Raw genomic sequence first — 11768 nt, 5'->3', positions numbered from 1 at the left:
GGTGGGTGGGCGGGAGCGACGCCGCCGGGGCGCGCTGCCCGCCCGTCCCCGGCCCGGATCAGTCGGCGCCCTTGTAGATGTCCACCAGCTTGCCCAGCATCGCCAGCGCCTCGTCGCGCGGGCGCTGGAAGGTGTTGCGCCCGATGATGGAGCCGTTGCCGCCGCCGTCGCGGATCGCGCGGGCATCGTCATAGACGCTGTTCTCGCCCTTCTTGGCCCCGCCCGAGAACACCACGATGCGCCGGCCGTTGAACGCCGCCTGCATGCAGTGGCGCACGCGCGCGGTCTGGCTGGCCACGTCGATGCCCTGCGCCTCGTAGACCTTTTTCGCCTCGCCCAGTTCCAGATGGTCGGTGGACAGCTTGATCTTGATGATGTGCGCGCCCAGCAGCGCCGCGATCTGGGCGGCGTAGGCGGCGATGTCGATGGCCGTCTCGCCGTCCTTGGACACCGCCTCGCCGCGCGGATAGGACCAGATCACGGTGGGGATGCCCTTGGCGGCGGCCTCCTCGCGCAGCGCGCTGATCTCCTCGAACATGTCGATGGCCATGTCCGAGCCGGGATAGATGGTGAAGCCGATGGCCGCGCAGCCCAGCCGCAACGCATCATCGACCGACGCGGTGACCGCCTGGTTCTTGCCCGCGGTGTCCGACATCAGCGAATTGGCGCTGTTGGCCTTCAGGATCGTCGGGATCTGTCCGGCAAAGGTATCCGCGCCCGCCTCCAGCATCCCCAGCGGCGCGGCATAGGCGTTCAGCCCGGCATCGATGGCCATCTGGTAGTGATAGTGCGGGTCATACGCCTCGGGGTTGGCGGCAAAGCTGCGGGCGGGGCCGTGCTCGAATCCCTGGTCCACCGGCAGGATCACCATCTTGCCGGTGCCGCGCAGCCGCCCCTCCATCAGCATGCGGCACAGGTTGCCCTTCACGCCGGGATTGTCGCCTTCGTAGTTGTCGAGGATGCGCTTGACGGTGCGGGTGGCTTTCATCGCGGTGCTCCTGTTCGTGCCGATGTCTGGCCGCGGGTTTAGGGGGGTGCTGCGCGTCGCGCAATGCTTCCGGGGCGCCGCGGGCGGGATCGCGCGTGTTTTCCACGGCGCTGCCCGCGCGACCGGCGGCCAATGCCCGTGACGGCCCCGCGCCACGTCCCGGCCCTCAAGGGGCCTGCCCGCGCGCCCTGCGACGTGCTAGATCCCTCGCCATGCCCGCGTTGTGCCGTGACTGCCTCGTGACCCTGCCCGCCGCCGCCGCGCGCTGTCCGGCGTGCGGGCGCCCGCGTGTGCTCGCACATCCCGAGCTGTTCGCGCTGTCGATCGCCCATGTCGACTGCGACGCCTTCTACGCCAGCGTGGAAAAACGCGACGCGCCCGACCTGCGGACCCGTCCGGTGATCGTGGGCGGGGGACGGCGGGGGGTGGTGTCGGCGGCGTGCTACATCGCGCGCATCCACGGCGTGCGCTCGGCCATGCCGATGTTTCAGGCGCTGCGGCTGTGCCCCGATGCCGCCGTGATCGCGCCGCGCCACGACCGCTACGCCGCCGTCAGCCGCGCCATCCGCGCGCGGATGGAGGCGCTGACCCCCGCGGTGGAGCCGCTGTCGCTGGACGAGGCGTTTCTGGACCTCACCGGCACCGCGCGGCTGCATGGCGCGCCGCCTGCGGTGCTGCTCGCGCGGCTGGTGCGCGACATCGAGGCCGAGGTCGGCGTCACTGCCTCGGTCGGGCTCAGCCACAACAAGTTCCTGGCCAAGATCGCGTCGGACCTGGACAAGCCGCGGGGGTTTTCCGTCGTCGGCCGGGCCGAGACCGAGGCGTTCCTGCGCGACCGTCCCGTCGGTGTGATCTGGGGCGTGGGCGCGGCGGCCCAGGCGGGCCTGTCGGCCGCCGGGATCCACCGCATCAGCGATCTGTTGCGCTGGGACGAGGCCGCCCTCGTGGCCCGCTTCGGGGCGCAGGGGGCGCGGCTGTGGCGGCTTGCGCGCGGCATCGACGCGCGGCCGGTGTCGGCGGATGCGCCGGTCAAGTCGATCTCCAACGAGACCACCTTTGGCGAGGACATCGCCGCGCCGGAGCTGCTGGGGGCGCATCTGTGGCGGCTGTCGGAAAAGGTCGCGGACCGGGCCAAGGCGCACGGACTGGCCGGGCGCGTGGTGACGCTCAAGCTCAAGCGTGCGGACTTTCGCCTGCTGACGCGGCGCAGCAGCCTGCGCGAGCCGACACAGATGGCCGATGCGATCTGGCGCGCGGCCGATCCGTTGCTGGCGGCCGAAGCCCCGCGCGCGCCGTTCCGGCTGATCGGGGTGGGGCTGTCGGATCTGGGTCCTGCGGGGGCGGCGGACCGCACCGGGGATCTGCTGGACGCGCAGCACGCGCGCCGCGCCGCGGCCGAGCGGGCAACCGACGCCATCCGCGCGCGGTTCGGCGCGGGGGCGATCCTGCGCGGCCGCGCGCTGGGGCCGGGTGACGGGGCCGGCTGAATTGGTCCGGGTGACTGGGCCGCCTGACGGGCCGGGTAACGGGGCCGCGTGGCCGGGGCCGGGCGACCGGCTTCGGCGCGCGGGGGGCTTGCGCCATCGCCCCGTGCGGATCATGGAGCCATGGGGCCCTTGACGCCCCGGGGGGAGGGGTGATGCAGATCCACGACGCCACGCCCGATGCGATCCGTGCCTTTGCCGCGGTCCTGCCGCCGGGGCGGGGGCTGCTGGGCATCGATCCGGGCACGCAGACGCTGGGGGTGGCGGTCTCGGACCGGCGGCGCGGCGTGGCCACCGCGCTGGAGACGGTGCGGCGGCGCAAGTTCAGCCTCGACGCCGCGCGCCTGCTGGAGATCGCCCACGCGCGCGATCTGTGCGGGATCGTGCTGGGCCTGCCGCGCAACATGGATGGATCGGAGGGGCCGCGCGCCCAGTCGGCGCGGGCCTTCGCGCGCAACCTGTCGGCGCTGACCGACCTGCCGATCGCGCTGTGGGACGAGCGGCTGTCCACCGTCGCCGCCGAGCGCACGCTGCTGGAGGCGGATACATCCCGAAAACGTCGCGCCGAGGTCATCGACGCCGTCGCCGCCGGGTATATCTTGCAAGGACTGCTGGACCGTCTGGGCCATATCGAGGGAGCCGCGCGTGAGCGATGACATCTGGAAACGCGCCGAGGCCGAGAGCCCCTGCACCAAGGTCTGCGTGATTCACCCGCAGGCGCGGCTGTGCACCGGCTGCCTGCGCACCATCGACGAGATCACCGCCTGGTCGCGGATGACCCCCGAGGACCGCCGCGCCGTCATGGCGGCGCTGCCGTCGCGCGCGGGGCTGCTGGCGCAACGGCGCGGCGGCCGGGCCGCCCGGCTGGGCCGCGACGCGGGCTGACGGCGGGCGCAACCACAGCGCATCGCGGGCGGGCGTCGGTGTCCGCGCAGCCGGACGCGCAGCGCCGGTCTGGGCCCGCGCGCACCGGCGTGCCCTTGACGGGGCGGCCCCGGGGACGCACCTATCGCCCAGCCAAACATGCAACGAGAGGACACCGAATGGCCTTCAACCTTCCCGATCTTCCCTACGCCCACGACGCGCTCGCCGATCTGGGCATGTCGCGCGAGACGCTGGAGTACCACCACGACATCCACCACAAGGCCTATGTCGACAACGGCAGCAAGCTGATCGCGGGGACCGAGTGGGAGGGCAAGTCCCTGGAGGAGATCGTCGCGGGCACCTATCAGGCCGGCGCGGTGGCCCAGTCGGGCATCTTCAACAACGCCTCCCAGCACTGGAACCACAACCAGTTCTGGGAATGGATGGCCCCGGGCGAGAAGAAGATGCCGGGCGCGCTGGAAGCCGCCCTGACCGAGGCGTTCGGCTCGGTCGCCAAGTTCAAGGAAGACTTTGCCGCCGCCGGGGCGGGTCAGTTCGGCTCGGGCTGGGCGTGGCTGGTCAAGGACACCGACGGCAGCCTGAAGATCACCAAGACCGAGAACGGCGTGAACCCGCTGTGCTTCGGGCAGACCGCGCTGCTGGGCTGTGACGTGTGGGAGCACTCCTACTACATCGACTTCCGCAACAAGCGGCCCGCGTACCTTACGAACTTCCTCGAGAAGCTGGTGAACTGGGAGGCCGTCGCCGCCCGTCTGTGACGGCCCGACGCCCCGCAGCCATCCCCGCGCCGCGCCCCCCCGGGTGCGGCGCGCTTGCATTCGGGGGGCGGTTTTCCGCCGGTTCGGGGCCCGCGCCCTTTGGCGGGGCGGGGGGCGTGCGCATATCGGTGGGGAACGGGACCGCGGCAGGCAAAGGGAGATTGCGATGGCGCTTCTGGCGAAGGGAACATGGGTGCTGCTGGCAGATGGCGAAAAGGCCCTGATCTGCGAGAACACCGGCACGCCACGCGCACCGCGGCTGCGCCTGCATGCCAAGATGGCGCAGGAGGTGATCGCCAACCGCGACCAGGTCACGGACCGGCCGGGGCGGATGCCCGACCCGGGCCACAACCAGCGCTCGGCGATGGAGGCGACCGACCACGCCCGCATCTCCAAGGAGCAGTTCGCGGCCGATGTGGCCGAGCGGCTGAACCGGCTGGCGGGCAAGGTGGACATCGACCGGTTGGTGGTGGTCGCCGCGCCGCAGATCCTGTCGGTGCTGCGCGACCGCATCGACCCGGACCTGCGGGCCCGGGTGATGGCGGAGCTGCCCAAGACCCTGACCCAGCACCCGCTGTCGCAGCTTGGCGGCAAGGTGGCCGAGCTGATCGACCGCCTGTGACGGCGTGGGGGCGCGGCGGGTCAGTACCCGCCGCCGTCCCCGCCGCTGTCGCGGTCGCGCGTGGCGTCGAAGGCGGCCTGTTGCGCAGGCGAGGCCTCGGACTGGTGGCGGGCCTTCCAGTCGTCATAGGGCATGCCGTAGATCGCCTCGCGTGCCGCCGCGCGGTCGAGGGGGATGCCGCGCACCTCCGCCTCCTCTTCGTACCAGCGGCTGAGGCAGTTGCGGCAGAACCCGGTCAGGGCCATCATGTCGATGTTCTGCACGTCGGGGCGTGCGCGCAGATGCGCCACGAGGCGGCGAAAGGCGGCGGCCTCCAGGGCTTCGCGGGTGGCGGGGTCGGCGGGGATGTCGGGCATGTCGGGGTCCTGTGATCTGTGGTGCGGGACTGGGGACCGGGGACTGGGCCCGGGGACGCGGCGCGGAAACCCCGGACGGTCATCGGATTTTCACGCCCTGTGCGGTTGCGGCCCGGCGGGGTTGCGGCCCATAACGTATACGAACATCCCTTTTGGAGGAAACCCCATGCGCCGAATGCGCTGCGTCAAGATCGTGGCCACGCTTGGCCCGGCCTCGAACGACTACGACACCATCCGCGCGCTGTTCGAGGCCGGCGCCGACGTGTTCCGCCTGAACATGAGCCACGGCAGCCATGACGAGCTGGCCGCCCGCCACGCGCTGGTGCGCAAGGTGGAGGCCGATCTGGGCAAGCCCGTCGCGATCCTGGCCGACCTGCAGGGGCCCAAGCTGCGGGTGGGGACGTTCGCCAACGGTGCGGTGGACCTGGAGGAGGGGGGGGCGCTGCGCCTCGACCTCGATCCCACGCCGGGCGACAGCCACCGGGTGTGCCTGCCGCATCCCGAGATCTTTGCGGCCCTCAAGCCCGGCGCGGCCCTGCTGCTCAACGACGGCAAGATCCGCCTGCGGGTGACCGACTGCGGCCCCGACTTTGCCGAGACCGAGGTGCGGGTGGGTGGCACGCTGTCGGACCGCAAGGGCGTGAACGTGCCCGACGCGGTGCTGCCGGTGACCGCGCTGTCGGAGAAGGACCGCGCCGATCTGGACTTCGCCTGCGAGCTGGGCGTGGACTGGCTGGCGCTGTCGTTCGTGCAGCGCGCCGCCGACGTGGAGGAGGCCCGCACCCGCGCCGCCGGCCGCGCCGCCATCCTCGCCAAGATCGAGAAGCCCGCCGCGGTCGAATGCTTCGACGAGATCCTGGAGGCCTCGGACGGGATCATGATCGCGCGTGGCGATCTGGGGGTGGAGCTGCCGGTGCAGGCGGTCCCGCCCATCCAGAAGCGCCTGATCCGGCGGTGCCGCGCGGCGGCCAAGCCGGTGATCGTGGCCACCCAGATGCTGGAGAGCATGATCACCAGCCCCATCCCCACCCGGGCCGAGGTCTCGGACGTCGCCACCGCCATCTACGAGGGCGCCGACGCGGTGATGCTGTCGGCGGAATCGGCCGCCGGCAGCTATCCGGTGGAGGCGGTGGGCACCATGAACGCGGTCGCCATCGAGGTGGAGGGCGACCCCAACTACCGCTCCATCATCGACGCCTCGCGCGCGGTGCCGCAGCGCACCGTGGCCGACGGCATCGTCGCCGCCGCGCGCCAGATCGCGGAAACCAGCGATATCCGCGCGATCTGCTGCTACACCGAATCCGGCCACACCGTCCGGCTGGTGGCGCGCGAGCGTCCCGCCGTGCCGATCATCGCCATGACCTCGGTGGAGGCGGTGGCGCGGCGGCTGTGCCTGAGCTGGGGCTGCCACACGCTGATCACCGACGGGCCGATGACGTCGTTCACCACCGCCGTCCTCAGCGCCGTGCGCGCGGCGCGGCGCGACGGCTTCGCCGGGCCCGAGGATCAGATCGTGGTCACCGCCGGGCTGCCCTTCAACGTGCCCGGATCGACCAACATCCTGCGGGTGACGCGCTGCGACGAACGCTACATCCAGCGCGCCGATCCCGCCCCGGCGTGATGGCGGGCCGTCCGATCGGGGCCCTTGCGCCCGCAGCCCCGGGCGGCTATCGGAGCACACTCAAATCCCCGCGCGGCCGGCCCGAGTGGCATGCCGAGTCGCGCGACTGACGGCAAAGGAGACCGAAATGCCCAAGATGAAGACCAAGGCGAGCGCGAAGAAGCGCTTCAAGGTCACGGCCACCGGCAAGGTACTGGCGGCCCAGGCCGGCAAGCGGCACGGCATGATCAAGCGGACGTCGAAATTCATCCGGACCGCGCGGGGCACCTCCGCGCTGTCGGATGCCGACGCCCGCATCGTCAAGAAATACATGCCCTACGACCGCTGAGGAGGCACACACATGTCCCGCGTCACATCCGGCAAGGTCACCCACGCCCGCCATCGCAAGGTCGTCAAGGCCGCCAAGGGCTACTACGGGGCCCGCTCGCGCAACTTCCGCACCGCCACCCAGGCGGTGGACAAGGCCAACCAGTACGCCACCCGCGACCGCAAGGTCCGCAAGCGCAACTTCCGCGCCCTGTGGATCCAGCGGATCAACGCGGCGGTGCGCGAGATCGATCCCGGCCTGACCTATTCGCGCTTCATCCACGGCCTCGCCCTTGCGGGGATCGAGGTGGACCGCAAGGTGCTGGCCGATCTGGCCGTGCATGAACCCGCCGCCTTCGGCCAGATCGTGAGCCAGGCGCGCGCGGCGATGCCCGCCTGATCCGACCCGACCAGGGTTGAGCACATGCAAAAGGGGCGCGGCCGATGGCCAGCGCCCCTTTTTCGTTGCGGTCCCGCACCGCCTGCCCCCTCAACACATCCGTCCGATCGCACGTGCCCCGGGGCCGGCGCGCGGCCCGGCCGGCGGGCGGGGGTGGGTGGGAGCCCGCTGGACGGGGCGCGCGTCGGCCCCGTCCCCGGCCGGGGGCTTCAGATCGCCGCCGCCCGCATCTCGTCGATGTAGATCTCGCGCAGGCGCCTGGACAACGGGCCGGGCGTGCCCTGGCCCACGGGCTGGCCGTCGATCTCCACCACCGGCATCACGAAGGCCGAGGCGGAGGTGACAAAGGCCTCGTCCGCGGCCTTCGCCTCGGCCAGCGAGAAGGGGCGCTCCTCCACCGTCATCTGGACCTCGCGCGCCATCCGCAGGACGGCGGCGCGGGTGATGCCGTGCAGGATCTCGGTCCCCAGATGGCGGGTGACGATGCGGTTGCCCGACACGATCCAGGCGTTGTTCGAGGTGCCCTCGGTCACGAAATCGTCCTGCACCATCCAGGCATCATCCGCACCGGCCTTCTTGGCCACCATCTTGCCCATCGACGGATACAGCAGCTGCACCGTCTTGATGTCGCGCCGGCCCCACCGCAGGTCGGGGATGGAGACGATCTTGATCCCCGTCTTCGCCGTCGGCTTCTCGATCAGGGGCATGGACTGGGTGAACAGCACGATCGTCGGCGTGGCGTCCACCGGAAAGGCGAAATCGCGGTCGGCCGCGCCGCGGGTGATCTGCAGATAGACCATGCCCTCGGTGATGGCGTTGCGGGTGACCAGTTCGCGGTGGATCTCCAGCAACTCGTCGCGGGTCACCGGGTTGGCCATCTCCAGCTCGCCCAGCGACCGCTCCAGCCGCTTCGCGTGGCCGTCGAAGTCCACCAGCTTGCCGTCCAGCACCGAGGTCACCTCGTAGACGCCGTCGGCGAACAGGAAGCCGCGGTCGAACACCGACACACGGGCCTCTTCCTCGGGCAGGTACTCTCCGTTGACATAGACGGTGCGGCTCATGGGTGGGCTCCTTGGCGGGTCGGGGGTGAGATGAGAGATAGCGGGGTCGGGTGGCGCGGCCAGGAACGGCTCAGCCCCACAGCGCGGCCTCGGGGGGGTGGACGCCGGCGGTGTCGAACGCCAGCGCGGGATCGCGGTCCTCGGCCAGCAGCAGCGGGCCGTCGAGGTCGGTGAACGCAGCACCCTGCGCCACCAGCACCGCCGGCGCCATCGCGAGGCTGGAGCCGATCATGCAGCCGACCATGATGCCGTACCCCTCGGCGCGGGCGGCATCGCGCAGGGCCAGCGCCTCGGTCAGGCCGCCGGTCTTGTCGAGCTTGATGTTAACCATGTCGTACTTGCCACGCAGCGCGGGCAGGCTGGCGCGGTCGTGGCAGGCCTCGTCGGCGCAGACGGGCAGGGGGCGGGCGATCTCGCCCAGCATGCCGTCGTCACCGGCGGGCAGGGGCTGTTCGACCATCGCGACACCCAGACGCAGCAGATGCGGCGCAAGGTCGGCATAGACCTCCGCCGTCCAACCCTCGTTGGCGTCCACGATGATCCGCGCGTCCCGGGCGCCCGCGCGCACCGCCTCCAGCCGGGGCATGTCGTCGGGGGTGCCGAGCTTGATCTTCAGCAGCGGGCGGTGGGCGTTCTTCTGGGCCGCCGCGCGCATGTTCTCGGGTGTGTCGAGCGACAGGGTATAGGCGGTGACCTCGGGGCGTGGTGCGGGCAGGCCGGCGAGCTGCCACACGCGGTGGCCGGTCGCCTTGGCCTCCAGGTCCCACAGCGCGCAGTCGACGGCGTTGCGCGCAGCCCCGGCGGGCAGCGCGTCTTGCAGCGCCGCCCGGGTCAGCGGCGCGCCCAGCCCGTTGATCTGGGCGGCCACGCTGTCGAGGCTCTCGCCATACCGCGCATAGGGCACGCACTCGCCGCGCCCGGCATGGGGGCCGTCGGTGACGGTGACGGTCAGAACCTGCGCCTCGGTCCGCGATCCGCGTGCGATGGTGAAGACCTGCGCCAGGCGGAACGTCTCGGGGGTGACGGTGATCTGCATGGGATCACACCGCCGCCAGCGCATCCACGAGGCGCGCGGGCCCGTGGCGCACCGGGTCCACCGTCGGCAGGCCCAGGCGCGCCTCCACCTCGGCGCAATAGGCGTCGGCATCGGCGGGCGTCATGGCGTGGGTGTTGACCGACACGCCGACCACAACACAGGCGGGGTTGGCCACGCGCGCCATCGCCAGCGCGGTGTCGCGCAGATCCTCGAGGCTGGGCAGGCTGTAGCCCGGCAGGCCGCGCATGTGGGTGCGCGTGGGTTCATGGCACAGCACCAGCGCGTCGGGCTGCCCGCCGTGGATCAGCGCCAGCGTGACGCCGGAATACGAGACATGAAACAGCGAGCCCTGACCCTCGATCAGATCCCAGTGGTCGGGCTCGTTGTCGGGCGTCAGCCACTCGATCGAGCCCGCCATGAAGTCCGCGATCACCGCGTCCAGCGGGACGCCGTCGCCGGTGATCAGGATCCCGGTCTGCCCGGTGGCGCGGAAGCTGGCCTTCATGCCGCGCTCGCGCATCACGCGTTCCATCGCGATGGCGGTGTACATCTTGCCCACCGAACAGTCGGTGCCCACGGCGAGCATGCGCTTGCCGGTACGCTTCACCCCGTCGGCGATGGGGTATTTGACCGACGGCACCCGCACGTCATGCAGGGTGCGGCCGGTGGCGCGGGCGACGGCCGCGAGGTCTTCCTCGTCGCGCAGCAGGTTGTGCAGGCCCGAGGCGAGGTCGAAGCCCTCCTCCAGCGCCTGCACCAGAACCTTCTTCCAGGCCTGGCTGATCATGCCGCCGCGGTTGGCCACGCCGATCACGAGGGTCTTGACGCCCGCCTCCTTGGCCTCGGCCAGCGTCATGTCCGGCAGACCCATGTCGGCGCGACACCCCTCCAGCCGGAACTGGCCCACGGCGAATTCGGGGCGCCAGTCGCGGATGCCCTGCGCGACCTTGGCCGCCAGCGCGTCGGGCGCATCGCCGAGGAACAGGAGATAGGGTGTCTGGATCGACATGGACGGCCTCCGGATGAAATGGCGGGTGGGTTCGGATCGTTCGGGTGATCCTGCCCGGTTCGCGGGCGAATGTGGTGGACAAATGCGGGGACGCGCAAGGGGGTGCGCCCGTGCTGGTGCGCCAGTGGGGCGCGATGCGCAAGATTTTCCCGCCCGCCATGCCCGCTTCCGCGCCGCCCGGCGCATTGCAAAACCGCGCCGGGCTGTGCATATCGCACGGCGACAGTGGGTCGGAGGGGCGCGTGAACTACCTGGAATTCGAAAAGCCGCTGGCCGAGATCGAGGGCAAGGCCGAGGAGCTGCGCAGGCTTGCGCGCGCCACCCCCGAGATGGACGTTGAGCGTGAGGCTGCAGCCCTCGACCGCAAGGCCGAGGCGCTGCTCAAGGACCTCTACAAGGGGCTGAGCCCGTGGCGGAAGTGCCAGGTCGCCCGCCACCCCGACCGTCCGCACTGCAAGGACTACATCGAGGCGCTGTTTTCCGAGTTCACGCCACTGGCGGGCGATCGCAACTTTGCCGACGATCAGGCCATCATGGGCGGGCTTGCGCGCATCGACGACCGCGCGGTCGTGGTGATCGGTCAGGAAAAGGGCCACGACACCCGCTCGCGGCTGGAGCGCAACTTCGGCATGGCCCGCCCCGAGGGGTATCGCAAGGCGATCCGGCTGATGGATCTGGCGCACCGCTTCAACCTGCCGGTGGTGACGCTGGTGGACACCCCCGGCGCCTATCCCGGCAAGGGCGCCGAGGAGCGCGGGCAGGCCGAGGCCATCGCCCGCTGCACCCAGAAATGCCTGGAGATCGGCGTGCCGCTGGTCTCGGTCGTGATCGGCGAGGGCGGATCGGGCGGGGCGGTGGCGCTGGCCACGGCCAACCGCATCGCGATGCTGGAACACTCGGTCTATTCGGTGATCAGCCCCGAGGGCTGCGCCTCGATCCTGTGGAAGGACGCCGAGAAGATGCGCGAGGCCGCCGAGGCGTTGCGCCTGACGGCGCAGGATCTGTCGAAGCTGGGCGTGATCGACCGCATCATTCCCGAACCGATGGGCGGGGCACAGCGCGACCGGGCGCAGACGATCGCGGCGGTGGGGACCGCGATCCGCGCCATGCTCAACGAGTTGTCGGGCCGCAAGCCCGCGGCGCTGGTGGCCGACCGTCGGCGCAAGTTCCTGTCGATGGGGGCCAAGGGGCTGGCGGCCTAGGCCGCAGCCCGCCGCCGCAGAGGGGCTCAGAGGGGCTCAG

14 protein-coding genes are annotated in these 11768 nt (G+C 71.2%); 9 read left to right on the top strand and 5 right to left on the bottom strand.

Annotated elements, in window-relative coordinates; translation table 11 throughout:
* Positions 1-58 precede the first annotated feature (58 nt).
* Positions 59-988, bottom strand: a complete 930-nt coding sequence (locus tag CCR87_RS12640) for a class I fructose-bisphosphate aldolase (protein ID WP_201157888.1) — start codon at positions 986-988, stop codon at positions 59-61.
* A gap of 212 nt (positions 989-1200) precedes the next feature.
* Here CCR87_RS12640 and CCR87_RS12635 point away from each other — a divergent pair, with 212 nt between their 5' ends.
* The 5 genes from CCR87_RS12635 (at position 1201) to CCR87_RS12615 (ending at position 4737) form a co-directional block, all read left to right on the top strand.
* A complete protein-coding gene (locus CCR87_RS12635) occupies positions 1201-2475 on the top strand; it encodes a DNA polymerase IV (RefSeq protein WP_201157887.1) in 1275 nt (424 codons plus the stop codon).
* Between the two features lie 152 nt (positions 2476-2627).
* Positions 2628-3128 carry a Holliday junction resolvase RuvX gene (gene ruvX, locus CCR87_RS12630; protein WP_201157886.1) on the top strand — a complete coding sequence of 167 codons (501 nt, stop codon included), beginning with the start codon at positions 2628-2630 and terminating at the stop codon, positions 3126-3128.
* A complete protein-coding gene (locus CCR87_RS12625; RefSeq protein ID WP_201157885.1) occupies positions 3118-3357 on the top strand; it encodes a DUF1289 domain-containing protein in 240 nt (79 codons plus the stop codon). The genes ruvX and CCR87_RS12625 overlap by 11 nt, the downstream gene beginning before the upstream one ends.
* Before the next feature lie 158 nt (positions 3358-3515).
* Complete coding sequence (locus CCR87_RS12620; protein WP_201157884.1) at positions 3516-4115, top strand: superoxide dismutase; 600 nt, start codon at positions 3516-3518, stop codon at positions 4113-4115.
* Between the two features lie 166 nt (positions 4116-4281).
* Positions 4282-4737, top strand: coding sequence for a host attachment family protein (locus tag CCR87_RS12615; RefSeq protein ID WP_201157883.1), 456 nt, complete (start codon positions 4282-4284; stop codon positions 4735-4737).
* A 20-nt stretch (positions 4738-4757) separates the two neighbouring features.
* Here CCR87_RS12615 and CCR87_RS12610 read toward each other — a convergent pair whose 3' ends face one another.
* Positions 4758-5093, bottom strand: coding sequence for a DUF1244 domain-containing protein (locus tag CCR87_RS12610; protein WP_201157882.1), 336 nt, complete (start codon positions 5091-5093; stop codon positions 4758-4760).
* A 166-nt stretch (positions 5094-5259) separates the two neighbouring features.
* Here CCR87_RS12610 and pyk point away from each other — a divergent pair, with 166 nt between their 5' ends.
* The 3 genes from pyk (at position 5260) to rplT (ending at position 7420) form a co-directional block, all read left to right on the top strand.
* A complete protein-coding gene (pyk, locus tag CCR87_RS12605) occupies positions 5260-6714 on the top strand; it encodes a pyruvate kinase (RefSeq protein WP_201157881.1) in 1455 nt (484 codons plus the stop codon).
* A gap of 127 nt (positions 6715-6841) precedes the next feature.
* The gene (gene rpmI / locus CCR87_RS12600) at positions 6842-7042 is read left to right on the top strand and encodes a 50S ribosomal protein L35 (protein ID WP_201157880.1); all 201 of its coding nucleotides are present in this window, start codon (positions 6842-6844) and stop codon (positions 7040-7042) included.
* Between the two features lie 12 nt (positions 7043-7054).
* Complete coding sequence (rplT, locus tag CCR87_RS12595; protein WP_201157879.1) at positions 7055-7420, top strand: 50S ribosomal protein L20; 366 nt, start codon at positions 7055-7057, stop codon at positions 7418-7420.
* A 209-nt stretch (positions 7421-7629) separates the two neighbouring features.
* Here the strand turns inward: rplT and CCR87_RS12590 are convergent, their stop codons facing one another.
* From CCR87_RS12590 to dgcN, 3 genes are all read right to left on the bottom strand, one after another.
* Positions 7630-8481, bottom strand: a complete 852-nt coding sequence (locus tag CCR87_RS12590) for a D-amino-acid transaminase (protein WP_201157878.1) — start codon at positions 8479-8481, stop codon at positions 7630-7632.
* A 70-nt stretch (positions 8482-8551) separates the two neighbouring features.
* Positions 8552-9517: an N-acetyl-D-Glu racemase DgcA gene (dgcA, locus tag CCR87_RS12585; protein ID WP_201157877.1), complete on the bottom strand. Its 966-nt coding sequence runs from the start codon at positions 9515-9517 to the stop codon at positions 8552-8554.
* Between the two features lie 4 nt (positions 9518-9521).
* Positions 9522-10526: an N-acetyltransferase DgcN gene (gene dgcN / locus CCR87_RS12580; RefSeq protein WP_201157876.1), complete on the bottom strand. Its 1005-nt coding sequence runs from the start codon at positions 10524-10526 to the stop codon at positions 9522-9524.
* A 242-nt stretch (positions 10527-10768) separates the two neighbouring features.
* Here dgcN and CCR87_RS12575 point away from each other — a divergent pair, with 242 nt between their 5' ends.
* A complete protein-coding gene (locus CCR87_RS12575; RefSeq protein ID WP_201157875.1) occupies positions 10769-11728 on the top strand; it encodes an acetyl-CoA carboxylase carboxyltransferase subunit alpha in 960 nt (319 codons plus the stop codon).
* The last annotated feature ends 40 nt before the right edge of the window (positions 11729-11768 follow it).

The sequence above is a fragment of the Rhodobaculum claviforme genome (assembly GCF_016653255.1).
GTDB classification, from domain to species: Bacteria; Pseudomonadota; Alphaproteobacteria; order Rhodobacterales; family Rhodobacteraceae; genus Rhodobaculum; species Rhodobaculum claviforme.
The sequence above is the reverse complement of the archived record's forward strand: the minus strand, read 5'-3'. Positions and strand labels throughout refer to the sequence as shown.

Excerpts from the sequence above, each read along its gene's own strand:
- CCR87_RS12615 (WP_201157883.1), top strand. The coding sequence starts at position 4,282 with ATGGCGCTTCTGGCGAAGGGAACATGGGTGCTGCTGGCAGATGGCGAA.
- CCR87_RS12590 (WP_201157878.1), bottom strand. The coding sequence starts at position 8,481 with ATGAGCCGCACCGTCTATGTCAACGGAGAGTACCTGCCCGAGGAAGAG.
- CCR87_RS12640 (WP_201157888.1), bottom strand. The coding sequence starts at position 988 with ATGAAAGCCACCCGCACCGTCAAGCGCATCCTCGACAACTACGAAGGC.
- rpmI (WP_201157880.1), top strand. The coding sequence starts at position 6,842 with ATGCCCAAGATGAAGACCAAGGCGAGCGCGAAGAAGCGCTTCAAGGTC.
- rplT (WP_201157879.1), top strand. The coding sequence starts at position 7,055 with ATGTCCCGCGTCACATCCGGCAAGGTCACCCACGCCCGCCATCGCAAG.
- pyk (WP_201157881.1), top strand. The coding sequence starts at position 5,260 with ATGCGCCGAATGCGCTGCGTCAAGATCGTGGCCACGCTTGGCCCGGCC.
- dgcA (WP_201157877.1), bottom strand. The coding sequence starts at position 9,517 with ATGCAGATCACCGTCACCCCCGAGACGTTCCGCCTGGCGCAGGTCTTC.
- CCR87_RS12635 (WP_201157887.1), top strand. The coding sequence starts at position 1,201 with ATGCCCGCGTTGTGCCGTGACTGCCTCGTGACCCTGCCCGCCGCCGCC.
- dgcN (WP_201157876.1), bottom strand. The coding sequence starts at position 10,526 with ATGTCGATCCAGACACCCTATCTCCTGTTCCTCGGCGATGCGCCCGAC.
- ruvX (WP_201157886.1), top strand. The coding sequence starts at position 2,628 with ATGCAGATCCACGACGCCACGCCCGATGCGATCCGTGCCTTTGCCGCG.
- CCR87_RS12610 (WP_201157882.1), bottom strand. The coding sequence starts at position 5,093 with ATGCCCGACATCCCCGCCGACCCCGCCACCCGCGAAGCCCTGGAGGCC.
- CCR87_RS12620 (WP_201157884.1), top strand. The coding sequence starts at position 3,516 with ATGGCCTTCAACCTTCCCGATCTTCCCTACGCCCACGACGCGCTCGCC.